At 38.1% G+C, this 16415-nt stretch carries 14 protein-coding genes; 8 read left to right on the plus strand and 6 right to left on the minus strand.

What is annotated here, in order from left to right; all coding sequences use genetic code 11:
* Nucleotides 1-10 precede the first annotated feature (10 nt).
* Both dxs and ispA read right to left on the minus strand, forming a co-directional pair.
* On the minus strand, nucleotides 11-1876 hold the full coding sequence (dxs, locus tag Q9M50_10955; protein ID MDQ7091142.1) for a 1-deoxy-D-xylulose-5-phosphate synthase: 1866 nt from the start codon (nucleotides 1874-1876) through the stop codon (nucleotides 11-13).
* A 73-nt stretch (nucleotides 1877-1949) separates the two neighbouring features.
* Nucleotides 1950-2846, minus strand: coding sequence for a (2E,6E)-farnesyl diphosphate synthase (gene ispA / locus Q9M50_10960; GenBank protein MDQ7091143.1), 897 nt, complete (start codon nucleotides 2844-2846; stop codon nucleotides 1950-1952).
* A 260-nt stretch (nucleotides 2847-3106) separates the two neighbouring features.
* Between ispA and parE the strand changes: the two genes are divergently transcribed.
* Entirely contained in the window at nucleotides 3107-4996 is a 1890-nt protein-coding gene (parE, locus tag Q9M50_10965) for a DNA topoisomerase IV subunit B (GenBank protein ID MDQ7091144.1), read from the plus strand.
* A 41-nt stretch (nucleotides 4997-5037) separates the two neighbouring features.
* Here parE and Q9M50_10970 read toward each other — a convergent pair whose 3' ends face one another.
* From Q9M50_10970 to bamE, 3 genes are all read right to left on the minus strand, one after another.
* Entirely contained in the window at nucleotides 5038-5223 is a 186-nt protein-coding gene (locus Q9M50_10970; protein ID MDQ7091145.1) for a hypothetical protein, read from the minus strand.
* Between the two features lie 325 nt (nucleotides 5224-5548).
* Entirely contained in the window at nucleotides 5549-6907 is a 1359-nt protein-coding gene (gene yegQ, locus Q9M50_10975) for a tRNA 5-hydroxyuridine modification protein YegQ (protein MDQ7091146.1), read from the minus strand.
* 231 nt (nucleotides 6908-7138) lie between these two features.
* Entirely contained in the window at nucleotides 7139-7597 is a 459-nt protein-coding gene (gene bamE / locus Q9M50_10980) for an outer membrane protein assembly factor BamE (protein MDQ7091147.1), read from the minus strand.
* Between the two features lie 198 nt (nucleotides 7598-7795).
* On the opposite strand from bamE, the gene fur reads away from it, so the two are divergent.
* From fur to Q9M50_11005, 5 genes are all read left to right on the plus strand, one after another.
* Nucleotides 7796-8218, plus strand: coding sequence for a ferric iron uptake transcriptional regulator (gene fur, locus Q9M50_10985; protein ID MDQ7091148.1), 423 nt, complete (start codon nucleotides 7796-7798; stop codon nucleotides 8216-8218).
* Between the two features lie 5 nt (nucleotides 8219-8223).
* Nucleotides 8224-9477 carry a lipoprotein-releasing ABC transporter permease subunit gene (locus tag Q9M50_10990; GenBank protein ID MDQ7091149.1) on the plus strand — a complete coding sequence of 418 codons (1254 nt, stop codon included), beginning with the start codon at nucleotides 8224-8226 and terminating at the stop codon, nucleotides 9475-9477.
* Nucleotides 9470-10204, plus strand: coding sequence for a lipoprotein-releasing ABC transporter ATP-binding protein LolD (gene lolD, locus Q9M50_10995; protein MDQ7091150.1), 735 nt, complete (start codon nucleotides 9470-9472; stop codon nucleotides 10202-10204). The genes Q9M50_10990 and lolD overlap by 8 nt, the downstream gene beginning before the upstream one ends.
* Nucleotides 10188-10448 (plus strand): hypothetical protein, encoded by a 261-nt coding sequence (locus Q9M50_11000; protein ID MDQ7091151.1) that lies wholly within the window; start codon nucleotides 10188-10190, stop codon nucleotides 10446-10448. Before lolD ends, Q9M50_11000 begins: the two co-directional genes overlap by 17 nt.
* A gap of 164 nt (nucleotides 10449-10612) precedes the next feature.
* Nucleotides 10613-11140, plus strand: coding sequence for a DUF1097 domain-containing protein (locus tag Q9M50_11005; GenBank protein MDQ7091152.1), 528 nt, complete (start codon nucleotides 10613-10615; stop codon nucleotides 11138-11140).
* Nucleotides 11141-11351: 211 nt separating this feature from the next.
* On the opposite strand, the gene Q9M50_11010 is transcribed toward Q9M50_11005, so the two are convergent.
* Nucleotides 11352-11804, minus strand: coding sequence for an SUF system NifU family Fe-S cluster assembly protein (locus Q9M50_11010; GenBank protein ID MDQ7091153.1), 453 nt, complete (start codon nucleotides 11802-11804; stop codon nucleotides 11352-11354).
* 823 nt (nucleotides 11805-12627) lie between these two features.
* On the opposite strand from Q9M50_11010, the gene Q9M50_11015 reads away from it, so the two are divergent.
* On the plus strand, nucleotides 12628-15345 hold the full coding sequence (locus Q9M50_11015) for a response regulator (GenBank protein ID MDQ7091154.1): 2718 nt from the start codon (nucleotides 12628-12630) through the stop codon (nucleotides 15343-15345).
* Between the two features lie 5 nt (nucleotides 15346-15350).
* Complete coding sequence (locus tag Q9M50_11020; GenBank protein MDQ7091155.1) at nucleotides 15351-16403, plus strand: chemotaxis protein CheB; 1053 nt, start codon at nucleotides 15351-15353, stop codon at nucleotides 16401-16403.
* Nucleotides 16404-16415 lie beyond the last annotated feature (12 nt).

Consider the following 16415-nt stretch of genomic DNA (forward strand, 5'->3'; position numbering starts at 1 on the left):
TTTTTAACGATTAAGCACAAAACCGTTCGATGTTTGAAAGAATTCCTTGTATATCTAAACCACATAAACTTAATAATTCTTCTCGTGTCCCTTGTTCAACAAACTCATCGGGAAGCCCTATATTTAAAATGGGCATTAAAATTTGTTTGGCTTGTAAGAACTCATTAACCGCACTGCCTGCTCCCCCTGCAATGACATTTTCTTCAACGGTGATGATGACATCATGTGTTTTTGCAACGTCTAAAATTAAATCTTCATCAAGGGGCTTGATAAAACGCATGTTAACCGCTGTTGCGCTGAGTTGTTTGGCGACAGCTATGGACGGGGTGACTAAACTTCCCCATGCTAAAATAGCAATGCGTTCACCTTGATGACAGACCTGTGCTTTTCCTATTTCAAGTTTTGTCATTGAACTTTTAACCAGCGCGCCCGGTCCTTTTCCGCGAGGGTAGCGGACTGAGGCAGGGCCTTTAAATAGGAAACCCGTGTAGAGCATATTTCGTAACTCATCTTCATTCGCAGGGGCCATGACCACCATGTTAGGAAGGCAACGCATATACGAATAATCAAATGATCCTGCATGAGTCGGTCCATCAGGGCCGACTAAACCTGCTCGATCAATGGCAAATAGGACATCTAAATTTTGTAAAGCCACATCGTGAATAAGCTGGTCGTAAGCCCGTTGTAAAAAGGTGGAATAAATAGCAACAACAGGTTTAGCCCCTTGACAGGCTTGCCCTGCGGCTAAGGTGACCGCATGTTGTTCGGCAATAGCGACATCAAAATAGCGATTAGGGTAGGTTTCTGAAAATTTAACTAACCCTGATCCTTCACGCATGGCAGGGGTAATGCCTAATAACCGTTCTTCTTTGGCGGCCATATCACATAACCATTGCCCAAATACTTGGGTATAAGTGGGATGAGGGGATGGTTTGGGTTTGGGTAAGCTATCTTTCGTCACATCAAAAGCAGGTACCCCGTGATAGGCAAGGGGGTCTTTTTCAGCGGGCGAGTAGCCTTTACCTTTTTTAGTGACGATATGTAAAAATAAAGGCCCTGACAGGTTTTTTAAGTTTTCCAGCGTTGAAACCAGTCGATCAATATCATGACCATCAATGGGGCCTATGTAATTAAAGCCTAATTCTTCAAACAAGGTTCCTGGTACAATCATGCCTTTCATGTGTTCTTCGGTTTTTTTCGCTAATTCCCACATACTGGGCATTCGACTTAGGACTTTTTTACTTTCTTTTTTAACCGAAGAATAAAGCTGACTGGATAAAACTTTGGTTAAATAATTACTCATCGCCCCGACAGGCGGTGAAATTGACATGTCATTATCATTTAGAATCACTAATAAATTAGCATCTAATGCGCCTGCATGATTCATGGCTTCATAAGCCATTCCACCCGTAATGCTGCCATCGCCAATAATAGCCACCATTTTTTTATCGTCCCCGTTTAATTTTGAGGCAATGGCCATGCCTAATGCCGCACTAATAGAGGTGCTTGAATGACCGACCCCAAAGGCATCGTATTCACTTTCACTACGGCTAGGAAACGCAGAGACACCATCTTTTGTGCGTATCGTGGGCATTTGTTTTTTTCGCCCCGTTAAGATTTTATGAGGATACGCTTGATGACCTACATCCCAGACTAATTGATCTTCGGGGGTATTAAAAACGTAATGGAGTGCGACGGTTAGTTCAACCGTACCCAGACCTGCCGAAAAATGTCCGCCTGAAAGACTAACGGTATGAGTTAGGTATTCGCGTACTTCTTTACACAGAGCTTGAAGCTGGTCTTTAGGGAGCGCGCGAACATCGGCGGGCAAATTAATGGTGTCTAGCAATGGGTAATTACCTGATAAGGTATTCATAGATCAATGTGTCCTTTGTAGCGGGCGCGTTATTTAATAAATAAGGCAATAAATTAGGGGGGATGAGGTTGTTTTAATGGTTTCGTTGGATAATATAAAGTGATAGATCACGCAATAGATCCGCTTCGCGGCCAAAATCATCAAGACTCACAAGTGCTTGTTGGTGCAACTCCTCCGCTTTCTGTTTAGCCCCTGCCAGTCCTAAGAGAGCAGGGTAGGTTGGTTTATCATTACTTTGATCCTTACCTTGTGTTTTACCCAGTGTCGCTGTGTCACTTTCTTCATCTAAAATATCATCTTTGACCTGAAAGGATAATCCAATACATTTAGCATAGTGATCTAATTTTTGAGCGGTATGGGGTGTAATATCTGTTTTAGCAATCACCGCCATAGTAACACTGGCTCGAATTAACGCGCCTGTTTTATGGATGTGCATGTTTTCTAATTCAGGCAAGCTGATTTGTTTGCCTACGGATTCTAAGTCGATGGCTTGTCCGCCTACCATGCCTTGTGAACCACTGGCTTTGGTTAAGGTCGCAATCATTTTTAGACGTTGTTCGGGCGTGGCTTTGATTGTGGGGTCATTAGCTAAGACTTCAAAGGCTAAAGCTTGTAATCCATCGCCTGCTAAGATAGCGGTTGCGTCATCAAAGGCAATATGATTGGTTGCTTTTCCTCGTCTCAAATCATCATCATCCATAGCGGGTAGATCATCATGTATGAGTGAGTAAACATGAATAAATTCCACGGCACACGCCATGCCATCTAAACAGGCTAAATCAAGTCCCAAGGCTTGTCCTGTGCTGTAGGTCAACATGGGACGCATTCGTTTCCCCCCGTCTAAGGCACTATAACGCATCGCTTGGTGAAGACGATTGGGTAAGATGTTGGCAGGAGGGAGTCGCGCATCTAAGGCTTTTTCAACACGATTTTGACAAAGGGTTAGGTATTCTTTTAATGCGTTACTCATAGGTAAAATACTCCAATATTTAGAGAGAGGTTTTAGTTTATAGATAATAAATCCCAATAGTATGATCCAAGGTCATCCTTGGGTTTTAAGCTAAAACGTTACTTTGTTTTTTAGCATCGTAATAAAAGGGTGATACGATGTTCTTTGTAGGGTCGTTAAATTTATAGTTTGAACGTGAAGCTTATTAGACGCAAGTCAAGCCCAATTTCTAAACGTAACCGACTATTATATCTTAAAATTAAATGAAGTGATTAGTAAGTATGACGAGTGAATATAACGCTGCGGCGATTGAAGTATTAACAGGGCTTGACCCCGTTAAAAAAAGACCGGGAATGTATACGGATACAACGCGACCAAACCATCTGGTTTTAGAAGTCGTTGATAATAGTATTGATGAGGCTATTGCAGGCTTTGCCTCGTCTATTGAGGTCATTTTATATCAAGATGGTTGGGTAAGCGTCACGGATAATGGTCGTGGAATGCCTGTTGATTTACACCCTGAACAAGGTATTCCTGGTGTGGAAGTTATTTTGACCCAGCTTCATGCGGGGGGGAAGTTTTCGAATAAAAATTATCAATTTTCAGGCGGTTTACATGGGGTAGGCGTTTCTGTCGTTAATGCGTTGTCATCAACGCTTACTATTGAAGTAAAGCGGGGGGGGAAAGTTTATCAGATGGGCTTTGCGAATGGCGATAAGCAAAGTAACTTAATAGAAATAGGAAAAGTAGGTAAAAATAATACGGGGACAAAGTTGTCTTTTTTACCGAATAGTGGCTATTTTGATTCCAGCAAAATTTCAGTTTTAAAATTAAAGCAGGTTTTACGCGCAAAAGCGGTCTTACTACCGGGTTTAAAAATTAGTTTAAACGATGAAGCCAATAAGGATGAATGGACGTGGTTTTATCAAGACGGTTTAAAAGGTTATTTGTGCGATCAAATGGGGAAAACTGAATTTTTTCCCGAACATCCTTTTATGGCGGATTTATCAACGGATCATGACGCAGTGGAATGGGCGATTGTTTGGACGGTTGAACGGTTGTCAGAAGTAGTTAATGAAAGTTATGTTAACTTAGTTCCAACAACCCTCGGTGGAACCCATGTTAATGGTTTAAGGTCGGGATTAACCGAAGCCATTCGTGAATTTTGTGATTTTAGAAATCTATTACCCCGTGGTATAAAAATTGCACCTGAAGATGTGTTGGAATTATGCCATTTTATTTTATCGGTAAAATTGGAAGATCCTCAGTTTTCAGGTCAAACTAAAGAGCGTTTAAGTTCTCGCGAGTGCGCGGCTTTTATTGCGGGGATTGCTAAAGATCACTTTAGTTTATGGCTTAATCAACATCCCTCCGAAGGGGAGAAAATTGCAGAAATTGTCTTATCGAGTGCGCATAAACGATTAAAATCGAATAAAAAAGTTATTCGTAAAAAAATCTCACAAGGCCCTGCGTTACCAGGAAAGCTTGCGGACTGTTCAGGGCAAGATATATCGCGCAGTGAATTATTTTTAGTGGAAGGCGATTCGGCAGGTGGTTCGGCTAAACAAGCCAGAGAGCGTGATTTTCAGGCCATTATGCCGTTACGTGGGAAAATTTTAAATACATGGGAGGTTGACTCGTCTCAAGTGATGGCTTCTCAAGAAGTGCATGATATAGCGGTAGCGTTGGGAATAGAACCTGACTCGGATGATTTAACGCAATTACGTTACGGTAAAGTGTGTATTTTAGCGGATGCAGATTCGGATGGAAATCATATTGCGACCTTAATCTGTGCTTTGTTTTACCAGCATTTTAAACCCTTAGTGAGCGCGGGCCATGTTTTTGTGGCGATGCCGCCTTTATATCGTATTGATGTCGGTAAACGTATTTTTTATGCGTTAAACGATAGCGAACGATTAGGGATATTGGAAAGGATTAAGCTAGAAAAGCTAAGAGGGGGGGTGAATGTGCAGCGGTTTAAAGGGCTAGGTGAAATGAATCCCAGTCAATTGCGAGAAACGACGATGAATCCAGATACGCGGCGGTTAGTGCAGTTAACGATTGAGGCTAATGATGATACCCGTGAAAAAATGGATTTGTTATTAGCAAAAAAACGCGCTCAAGACAGAAAAGTTTGGCTAGAAAGTAAAGGGAATTTAGCTCAAATTTAATGCAAAAAAACCCTCATCTAAGATGAGGGTTTTTTGAACTACTATTCTACGAACGTATTTCCTGGAGGATGATTTCTTTCTAAAATTTGATCTTTAGATTGACTGGCTGCTTGAGGCTCAAGATGCTCAGTTTCTCTTTGTTTTAAAATAACTACTAATGTAATTGTAATAACAGCGATAACGCCAATAATTTTGAAAAAATTATCTTTTTCTTTTTTTTCAGCCATTTTTCTATCCCCTATTGGATTTTAATTATTATAATGAAATCTCCTTTTATAGAAAAGGAGACAGCACAATAGCTACGAACTAGTGAGCTGTTGTGTCGTTGAAAACGCATTTCTTTTAATCGACGGGTGTATTTTTATCATGATGCCCCTAGTATGTCAAAATAAACGATAAAATCAGAGTAACGAATGATCCTTTTAAGGTCGGGGCTTTTTTTAAGATAAGTTGCTAAGTGATTGCTACAGCTCACTTTATTTTGTTCAGGCTAGGTTCAGGTTAACCGTGAAAAAAATACGCATTGATCCAGCCGTTGCTGCGGTCGTAAAATTAGGCTTTAGTATACCGCGCTAAAAGCCCTTGATTAGTCGCTATTTCAGGTAATGGAATTTTAACTTCATAGCCACCGCCTAACGCTTCTTGCATTTTATTACCTCGCATATCTTCCATCGCTTCAACTGTAATATTTTTATTACCATCGGGCAAAATTAATTCTAATTGATCCCCGACGGCAAATTTATTTTTTACATCAATTTCTGCAAGTCCTGTTGTTTTATCATAGGCTCTAATTTCACCACAAAACTGTTGTTGATGACTTTTAGAGTAGCCTGTAATGTAATTTTGATATTCATGGGTATGATGGCGTTGATAAAAACCATCGGTATAGCCTCGGTTAGCTAGGTTTTCTAACACGCCTATTAAATTAGGGTTAAACTCACGTCCTGCAAGCGCGTCATCAATGGCTTCCCGATAGGTTTGTGCGGTGCGTGCAACATAATAATGGGATTTAGTTCGCCCTTCTATTTTTAAGCTATCCACTCCTATTTCCACTAAACGCTGTACATGTTCTATCGCGCGTAAATCTTTGGAATTCATTATATAAGTCCCATTTTCATCTTCGATGATCGGTAATAACTCACCTTTACGGCCTTCTTCCTCTAAAAAATAGACCTTATCGGCTAAAGGGTGACGCTCTGCTCCACCACAGCTTGCGGTTTGACTGATGTTATTAATCGCATCCATTGAAATTGGGGCCGTTCCTTGAACATAATCCCCCTCTGCATTTTCATGGGCGGGAAGGGTGTCGTATTTCCAGCGACAGGAGTTAGTACAGGTTCCTTGATTGGGATCACGGTGATTAAAATACCCTGATAATAAACAGCGTCCTGAATAGGCAATACATAAGGCCCCATGAACAAAGACCTCTAGCTCCATCTCAGGACATTGTTGTTTAATTTCAGCAATCTCATCTAATGATAATTCACGCGATAAAATAACCCGTTCTATACCTTGTGCTTGCCAAAACTTAACCGTTGCGTAATTAACCGTATTGGCTTGTACCGATAAATGCAGGGGCATATCAGGCCATTTTTCTTTAGCGAGCATGATTAAACCTGGATCTGCGATAATTAACGCATCAGGTTTCATCGCAATAATCGGTTCTATATCCTTGATAAAGGTTTTTACTTTGGTATTGTGTGGGATAACATTCGTTGCTAAAAAAAACTTTTTCCCTAATCGATGGGCCTCATCAATTCCTTTTGCAAGATTTTCTTCTAAAAAATCATTGTTACGAACACGTAAACTATAACGCGGCTGACCAGCATAAACAGCATCAGCCCCGTATGCAAAGGCATAACGCATATTTTTAAGGGTGCCTGCGGGTGAAAGTAATTCAATTTGTTTCATAGCTTGTTTATAAAAAGGGGAGGGTTTGATTTGTTGATAAAGAATGAGAAGTGAACAACCTTTTAATAAAAATTACAGCGGTTGTTAACGCTTCATTGCTAATAAATAAGGATTAATACTTAAATAACAGATTTCAGATCTTTTGGGCGCACAAAAAATGTTTTGTACGCGGGTATTTATTTAGAGGTTGGCGTTTAAGATCGTTTACATTTTATGCTTAGGGATTTTGAATTAATCCGTGCTTTCTTCAATGGCTTGCTTTTTTTCGATTATTTCATTGATTGAGGGTTCAGTCGTCTCTATTTCGTTCTCATGAGTACCTGTATTAAAAAGGCCCTTGATTTTTTCTGACATGGTTTTTTCTAACTCTCTTTTGGGTACCTCAACCGTGACTTCTTTAGAAATTATTTTGGTATTCGCTGTCGGTTTAAAGTCGCCTTGAACCCCGACTAAAATATCACCTTCAAAATACAAAGAAATTCGTGTTTGCTCTCTTAATTCCCCGCCAGGTTGATTAGAATATAGATAATCCCAACGTTTTTTATGAAAGACATCAATTAACATCGGAGAACCCATAATGTAACGTACTTGGCGTTTATTCATTCTAGGTTTTAACTGATTTATCATCTCCTGGCTGACTCTATTACCTTGTTGTATGTCAATGCTATAGACTCCAGGAAGATTGTTCATAATCGTTGAGCAACCACTGAGTATAAAAAAAACGAATAACGGTGATAAAAAAATCAATTTACGCATAAAAAACAATTGGCAAAAAGATGAAATGATACAGGATGTTAAACATTTATCCTATAAACTCTATGCGATTATGCTGAAAAAAAGGCTACAATAGACTTCGTAATCTAAATTAAAGTGAAAGGGGATGTCTTTTTGGAAACTCAGGATTTAAGAAACGCAGGTTTAAAAGTAACCCTACCTAGAGTGAAAATTTTAGAAATTTTAGAGAATCAAACCAGTGAACGGCATTTAAGTGCGGAACAGGTCTATAAAATTCTATTAAAAGAAGGCGAAGATATAGGTTTAGCAACGGTTTATCGTGTTTTAACACAATTTGAAACGGCAGGGCTGGTAACACGTCATCACTTTGAAGGTGGGAATTCTATTTTTGAACTGGATTCGGGAAAACACCATGATCATATTGTCTGTGTAAAATGTGGTAAAGTGGATGAATTCATTGATATCATTATTGAAAAACAACAATTAAAAATTGCTGAAAAACTAGGTTATACCCTAACAGAGCATAGTCTTTGTCTCTATGGTTTTTGTAAAGACTGTCAAACTACTAATCGCTAATACTTATGTTTAAACCCCTTATTTTATATATTGGTTTGCGCTATACCCGCGCAAAACGACGAACACAGTTTATTTCTTTTATTACCTTAACGTCGGTATTGGGTATTGCCTTAGGGGTTACTGCCTTGATTGCGGTTTTATCCGTTATGAATGGGTTTGAGGCTGAACTCCGAGAACGTATTTTAGGGATGACCTCACATAGTACGATTACTGAAAATAATGGTCGGTTAAGTCACTGGAAGGCACTAGAACAGCAGCTGAGTGATTACCCTCATATAGAAGGAACGGCTCCTTTTATACAAGGGCAAGTGATGGTGAATGCGGATCGTCAAGTGAGTGGAACCATGCTACGAGGGGTTAACCCGCTTTATGAGCCTAAAGTTTCAGAAGTCGCTGAAAAAATGTTAGAGGGAAATCAATTAACTAATTTAGTTGCAGGGAAATTTCAAATTATTTTAGGCGCGGAATTAGCCGCTTATTTAGGTGTTTTTGTCGGGGATAAAGTGACGGTTATTAGTCCTCAATTAAATTCAACGCCTGCGGGGATTTTACCGCGTTTACGCCGCTTTACTATTGTGGGTGTTTTTAAAGTAGGCATGTATGAATATGATCGTAATATGGCCCTTATTCATATTGAAGATGCCGCTAAATTATTTCGTTTAGGGGATCAGGTCTCAGGTCTGCGCTTAAAGTTAGATGATGTTTTTAATGCCCCTAAATTAAGCCGAGAGCTTGCAGATAGTCTTTATGATAAGGGCTATCGTGTGAGTGATTGGACACAAGCCCACAGTAATTTTTTCCGTGCCGTAAAAACAGAAAAGCGGGTGATGTTCATTATTCTATTATTAATTGTTGCCGTTGCTGCATTTAATATTGTTTCAACCCTCGTCATGGTGGTCACCGATAAACGGGGTGATATTGCTATTTTAAAAACGCAAGGGTTATCTAATTTATCTGTTATGGGGATCTTTATTGTTTTAGGAACCATTATCGGTATCATTGGAACCCTTCTGGGAATACTAGGCGGGGTGTTGTTGGCTTTAAATATCGAAACAATCGTCCCTGCTATTGAAAACCTATTAGGCTTCGATATTATGGCGGCGGATGTTTATTATATTAGTGAAGTCCCCTCTAAATTAGTTTGGGAAGATGTTTATCATATTTCAGGAATGGCCTTTATTTTATCCTTATTAGCTACGCTATACCCCGCATGGCAAGCCTCTAAAGTAAATCCAGCGGAGGTATTACGTTATGAGTAATCACGTTATTTTAGAATGTAAAGGACTTACCAAGTATTATCAACAGGGTGGTCTGGATGTTAGCGTCTTAAAAGGGGTTGATTTAACGATTCAAGCGGGTGCGCGCGTCGCTATTATGGGTGCGTCAGGATCGGGAAAAAGTACCTTGCTTCATTTGCTTGGGGGGTTGGAAAAACCGACTTCAGGGTCAGTCATTTTAGATAGCGTTAATTTGGCCACGATTAAAGCGTCTAAACTGGCTAAACTTCGTAATCAATCTCTTGGGTTTATTTATCAGTTTCATCATTTGCTGGGCGAATTTACCTTATTAGAAAATGTAGCGATGCCCTTATTAATAGGTAATAAAACCATTAAAGAGGCACAGAAGCAAGCACTTGAATTGTTAGATCGCGTCGGTTTAGGGCATCGGGTTAAACATAAACCCGGTGAATTATCGGGCGGAGAACGTCAACGTGCAGCGATTGCGCGTGCCTTAATTAATCATCCTAAATGTGTATTAGCGGATGAACCTACGGGTAATTTAGACAGTAAAACGGCCGAAAACATTTATCAATTAATGCAAGAGCTTAATCAAGAGCTACAGGTTAGTTTTTTAATTGTTACCCATGATCCTGCTTTAGCACAGCGGATGGATACGGTCTTACACATGGAAGATGGTTTAATTGTAGAAACACTGACCCCCGCTAAACTTAAATCATTAAATTCAGTCCATGAGTCTTACCCTTAAACTAACCGAACTAAAAATTAACACGCTGTTAAAACTTTTTAACGAGAGAACAGGTCATAAACTCGAATTAGTTTTAACGCTTAATGAACAAGATAACACGTTGCGAGGTTATGCGGCGACAGGCTTTAGAACAGGTGAAGAGGTCATTCATTTTATAGACTTACTTAAACTTAAAGGGGTCAAAGCCAAACCCTTGCAAGAACATAATTTTATTGTTCACGTTGACGCGGCCATTAAGTCATAAGGTGAATTTTGCTTATTTTGGGGTTATATGCTTAAATCAACTCGCTTTTTTGCTAGCTATTAAGATGGGTTAGCCTATTTATGAATTAAGTTTTGTGGCATCACCTCACTGCAAAACCTAACACAAACTTTGATTAATGAGGTAATAAATTTGGAGAAATTAATATGAAGAGCCTTACCGCACTTTCGTTAAGTATTGGTGCTTTAGCAGGACTTGCGACCTTTTTAGCCGTCGGTCCATTGAGTGGTATCTTTTTTATCTGGGCAGCAACAATCGCTTGGGCCTCTTACTTTGCTTTAGGTGGCAATTGTGATGCGGCAAAAAATACAATTGTTTGTGGTATCTTTGGTGTTTTCATGGCGTGGTATGCGGCGGTTTTGATCGTGAGTATTGCACCTGATTGTATCGTTCCTTTTCCATTAATGGCAGGAATTATTGTTGCCGTTTCGGTTGTTGTGACCTGTCTTGCGGCAAATATTCCTATGCTTGCAGCGATTCCAGCCAGTGTACTGGGTTATTCTGCAACGTTTGCTTACTTATTACAAACACCTGAAAAGCTATCAAAAGAAGTTTTGCTTAATGTTCAATGGGATAACCCATTAATAATCATTTCTTTCTCATTGGTTCTTGGAACGGCCTTTGGCATTGGTTCTGGTAAACTAGCGGCTAAATGGACAACCGTAGAAGATTAAACGTCTACTGGGCTAACCTAACTGTTAGCCCCGCTTAACCTTGCTAAAGGCAGGCTTAAGTACCTGAACATAAAATATCGTCTATTTTTTCAATGGATTATCATTCTATAGAGTAGATGAAATTTTTTGTTTAGGTCGTTAGCCGACCCTTAATATTTACGGTAAATAGGATGCTGTAATAGGTTTTAAAGGGTTACTTTACCCCCCTTAATTATTCGGTCGAAATTGAATTCGCTTCATTTTTTAAGGCCGCATCTAAGGTATGCCAGGCTAACGTTGCACATTTTACCCGAGCTGGATAGTCACGAACTCCCGCTAAAACAGCTAACTTACCCACAGCTTCTAATTGAATTTCTTCCTCTTTCCCTGTTGTCATTTTATGAAAAACAGTGAATAAACTCATCGCTTCTTGTTCTGTTTTTCCTTTAATAATATCAGTCATTAACGATACAGATGCTGTAGAAATTGCACAGCCTGATCCTTGAAAGCTTGCATCTTCAATAACATCATTTTGTATCTTTAAAAATAAGGTTAAGCGGTCACCGCATAAAGGGTTAAATCCCTCAACTTTTCGGTTCGCATTTTCGATTACCCTAAAATTGCGAGGGTTACGATTATGATCAAAAATAACCTCTTGATAAAGGTCGCGCAAGTCTTCAAACATAGTATTTCTCAAATAATTAATCGTTCAGTATAAGCTGAATTCAAATTATAAGAAATCAATAGTTCGGACAGTTTTTGTAACCCATTGATTTAAAAAAGAATTTACCAACACACCTCGTAAATATAAAACCCTTTAAAATCAATTGCTTATAGAATTAAGACCGCTATCTTTTTTAAAACTGTCCGAAGTACTGAGAAATAAGAGGGGATAAAAGTTTGACGAAAATAGCTAAAAAATAGAGTGGAGTGATTAATAACCTGTAAGTTAACGTGAATTTTAGCGACAAACTATTAAGATGAAATAAACACGATTAAATTGGATGCTATTACGTTTTTATTCCTTGAGAGAGGAGGGGCATTATACATCTAAATTTAGGCTTAAGATTAAAGGCTAAAAAGCAGATGAACGCAGGAGAAAAATTAAGACAGGGGTAAAATTAAAAAAACTATTGAAATGATTAGAGGTAATTGATACTGTTTATCTTGATTACGATAGCCTTGATATTTTATTTAAGTGGAAATATTATTAAGTTGTAGAAAGACGGGCAGTGAAATCAGGATTAAATTTATTAGGTTATTATAATCAGTTGGTTATGGGTGAGTTAAATGCTTTATGTGTGTGTTTAAAGGCGACTAATGATGTTTTTTAATCTAAAAAAAAAATATTAAGGACGATACATCAGGGTAGATTTAAAACATGTCTGTTTTTTTACGCTATAATTATAGTTTTTTTAGACGCTAATCATTAAAACAATCCTATTTTTGGTAATAAGAATTATGGCGAACAACATTTTTTCATTACAACAGCAGCAGAGGAATAGCTGATGCAAGAAAATGGTAATACTATACGCCTGCTCACTTATCGTGAGTTATTATTGGTTTTGCAAAAATTATGCAAGGAAAAGCATTCAGGGGTGATGGTTATCAAAAATGAGGCTGATGAAACAGCTGAATTTTTACTGGAAAAAGGCGCTATCTTTGATGTTGTTTTTAAAGCGAGAAGTGGAAAAGCTGCGCTAGGCTTAATTAAAGAAATAAAGAAAGGGCATGTTACTTTTTCTAATCATCTTAATCAGGGTGAAATAATAGAGAAAAAAATTGCCTTATCAACCGTTCAAATTTTTCAGATATTAACCTCTGATATTGAATTATCCGCAAAAAAATCGCAACAAAATCCGCTTAAACCCATAATGACGACGAATGATGGATTAGCAACTAATTCATCTATGATTGAAGATGTGGTTACAAATTATGATGAATACAGTAGCATGGCTGAAAATGGAGGCATGGTAACCATTGAAGCGCAATTAGCCGCAATTATAGGACCGGTTGCTAAAATTGTATTTTTTGATTATTCGAAAGAAATTATTCGTGCGGCGAATGATTTTAAAATATTAAATGCGGTAGTAGAAAAAATTTCGAAAGAGGTTTTAACTGCTGAACAGCAAAAGATTTTTAGACAGAATATTTTAGCCTTTATTTCCCAATATAACTTGAAGGGGCATGATGCTATTTTACAGGCTTTAAAAGGGTCTGATAAAAAACTAAGGTTAAATAATTCAACATTGGGACTTTATGTTGCTAAGTACGGAATTCAAGGTGAATTTAACTCGCTACTCATAGATAAGTTATTATTACAGATTGAAATGGCTGGAAATTTAGGGCCTTCTGTTGATTTACTCGCTTTATTACGGTTATTGGAAAAATCAGGTCGCACTGGATTGCTGGAAGTTCGTGAAAAAGCAAAAGCAGGCGGATTTTATTTCGACAAAGGTGTTCTGATTAATGCAGTTGAGTGTGGTATGAATGGCAAAATCATTGCCATGGATATTTTGCAATGGAATCATGATTATTTAGTGTTTAGAGCCGTCGCTCAAAAAAAGGTCTCTCGTCAGATTCAACAAACGGTTGATTCTTTAGCTAAGGAAATGGAACTGTTAAAGATCGACGGCGTGGGGGTTCATAAAACGGCCATGCCTGAGTACAGTAAAGCCGACGAAATTACGTTGGTTGCAAAAGCGATTGAATTAATTGAAAGTTGTGATGGTGCGCGTGCTGAAAAAATATTAACAAATATTTTAATAAGTCACGATGATAATTTTAAAGCCTGGTTATGGCTTTCGCGTGTGTTAACGAATATGACAGCCATTGAATTAGCATTGAAAAAAGCAGGGCATATTCACTCAAAAAATGCAGATTTAATTGAGGAAGTTAGAAAATTTACTTTGGCGCGTAAAACAATCACCTCAGATTTTGTTATACGCTGTCCTTTTTGTTGGATGCCAACCGTTGAAAAAGAGACGGAATGCAGTTATTGTCAGTCAAATTTTTTTATTGAGCCTAACTTTTTTAAACAGATAGGTAAAGCAAAAATAGATATATTAGATAAGGCAATTGACCGCTATAGTCATGCGTTACAAAAAGAAAATGACGGTAATAATCAAATTTACTTGCGGTTTTATTTTGCGATGGCGTATTTAAATCGACAATATTTTCAAGAGGGCTTAGATCAGTTTAATGAAATAACGCGTTTATTTCCTAAAAATAAGGCGCTGAATACCCAAGGACGTATTTTAACGGATTATATGAATGCGAGAGGGTTGAATTTTGACACGGCAGCTCCGACCAAGGAAAAACAGGTCAGTCATGATACCGAAAAACTGAAAATTTTAGTGGTTGAAGATAGTTTAGTTACTCGGAAAGTGATTACCAGAACACTCGTTGCTAATGGTTATGAAATTTTTGAAGCGAAAAATTCTTTTGAGGCACTCAATGGCTTAGAAGAAAAGAAACCTGATATGATTTTATTGGATATTATCCTACCAGGAAAAGATGGTTACGAAATTCTTGAAGAAATTCGGCAAAAACCCATATTTGAAAAAACGCCCGTAATTATGTTAACGTCACGGGATGGCTTGTTTGATAAGCTCAAAGGTAAGGTTTCAAGTGCCGATGAATATTTGACAAAACCATTTCAGCCGGATGAGCTGTTGACAGTTGTTCGTAAACATTTTGCAACAACTCAAAGTTTTTCACCCCCTCAAGTCAATGAAAAACCTGAGATTAATGAAAAATTTGAAGTCAATGAAACGCCTGAAGTCAATGAAAAACTTGAAGATTCGATTACAATACCTTTAGAGCCGATTGTTGAAGAAAAAATACCCGCAAAAATAGGGTTGAAAACAAAAATTTTAATTGTGGAAGATAGTTTAGTAACGCGAAAAGTTATTGTAAGAACGCTTGTTGCAAGGGGGTATGAAGTGTTTGAGGCGAAAGACTCATTTGAAGCTTTAGAAGGCTTAGAACAAAAGAACCCCGACTTAATTTTATTGGATATTATTTTACCAGGTAAGGATGGTTATGAAATACTTGAGGAAATTAAGCAAAAACCATTATTTGAACATACGCCTGTTGTGATGTTAACGTCACGCGATGGTTTGTTTGATAAAATCAAGGGTAAAGTATCAGGAGCGAATGAATATTTAACGAAACCTTTTCAGCCTGAAGAGCTATTAACCATTGTGAGGAAATATTTAAGGTAATAATTATGGTTAAAGCACCTTATAAGGTTTTAGTTGTTGATGACTCGAGTATTATTCGCCAAGCTATTATTGCTATTCTGAATTCTAGTAATGATTTGAACGTTGTAGGCGAAGCTGCGAATGGGCATGAAGCACTAATACAAATCCCTAAGTTAAAGCCAGATATAATCACTCTGGATATTGTTATGCCAGAAATGGATGGTTTAACCGCTTTAAAGCATATAATGATTTTTTATCCAACGCCTACGGTGATTTTAAGTAGTTTTATTCAGGAAGGAACGCCGATTACGTTTGATGCTATTCGTTATGGTGCCATTGACTTTATAAATAAGCCTTCTAATTTAGCTAATAGTGCGTCTAGGCTTCAAAAAGAACAGTTAATAAAAAAAGTTTGTTTGGCGGCAAAAGTTAGAAGTAACGCACTTCAATATATTAGATTGAAACCTAATATAAAAGTGACTAGCACTCAAAAGCAAGGATGTAAAAATTTAGTCGTCTTGGGCGTGGGTGAAGGGGGCTATGGAACGTTGTTAAAAATAGTTCCTAAATTATTGGTTAATAATACGACCGCTTATATTATTATTTTTTATGAAGCTGCGGCGCATGTAGATGGTTTTATTCGTTATCTTAACCATTTTAGTACAGTAAATGTGCAACGTGCGGTGAATAACGCTTTATTAGAAGTCGGCGGCTGTTACATTAGTACGGGTGAAGAATATGTCACAGTTCATGGAGAAAGAGGAAAATTAACAACGTATGTCAGTCCGGCTCCTTTTTCATCACGTCGTGGTTCAATTGATATGTTGATGTTTTCTGTGGCAGAAAACTTAGATAAACACTCATTGGGTGTAATACTTTCGGGTGCAGGAAGTGATGGTGCTGAAGGACTCGAAGAAATAGTACGTGTGGGGGGTGGGGCTATTATTCAGTCACCGGTTAGTTGCCTTTATAAAAGTATGGCTTTGTCAGCTTTAAATTTATGTGAAGCAGAAGTAGTGGTTGCCGATAGGGAAATTGCTACTGAAATAAATAATTTTTTAATGTATTCGGTCGATTAAGTGCCGTATGAA

Source organism: Methylococcales bacterium (genome assembly GCA_030949405.1).
Lineage (GTDB): Bacteria > Pseudomonadota > Gammaproteobacteria > Methylococcales > Methylomonadaceae > WTBX01.

Coding starts and splice junctions, on each gene's coding strand:
- Q9M50_10970 (MDQ7091145.1), bottom strand. CDS start 5,223: ATGGCTGAAAAAAAAGAAAAAGATAATTTTTTCAAAATTATTGGCGTT.
- Q9M50_11010 (MDQ7091153.1), bottom strand. CDS start 11,804: ATGTTTGAAGACTTGCGCGACCTTTATCAAGAGGTTATTTTTGATCAT.
- Q9M50_11015 (MDQ7091154.1), top strand. CDS start 12,628: ATGCAAGAAAATGGTAATACTATACGCCTGCTCACTTATCGTGAGTTA.
- bamE (MDQ7091147.1), bottom strand. CDS start 7,597: ATGAACAATCTTCCTGGAGTCTATAGCATTGACATACAACAAGGTAAT.
- yegQ (MDQ7091146.1), bottom strand. CDS start 6,907: ATGAAACAAATTGAATTACTTTCACCCGCAGGCACCCTTAAAAATATG.
- Q9M50_11000 (MDQ7091151.1), top strand. CDS start 10,188: ATGAGTCTTACCCTTAAACTAACCGAACTAAAAATTAACACGCTGTTA.
- parE (MDQ7091144.1), top strand. CDS start 3,107: ATGACGAGTGAATATAACGCTGCGGCGATTGAAGTATTAACAGGGCTT.
- lolD (MDQ7091150.1), top strand. CDS start 9,470: ATGAGTAATCACGTTATTTTAGAATGTAAAGGACTTACCAAGTATTAT.
- ispA (MDQ7091143.1), bottom strand. CDS start 2,846: ATGAGTAACGCATTAAAAGAATACCTAACCCTTTGTCAAAATCGTGTT.
- dxs (MDQ7091142.1), bottom strand. CDS start 1,876: ATGAATACCTTATCAGGTAATTACCCATTGCTAGACACCATTAATTTG.
- Q9M50_11005 (MDQ7091152.1), top strand. CDS start 10,613: ATGAAGAGCCTTACCGCACTTTCGTTAAGTATTGGTGCTTTAGCAGGA.
- Q9M50_10990 (MDQ7091149.1), top strand. CDS start 8,224: ATGTTTAAACCCCTTATTTTATATATTGGTTTGCGCTATACCCGCGCA.
- Q9M50_11020 (MDQ7091155.1), top strand. CDS start 15,351: ATGGTTAAAGCACCTTATAAGGTTTTAGTTGTTGATGACTCGAGTATT.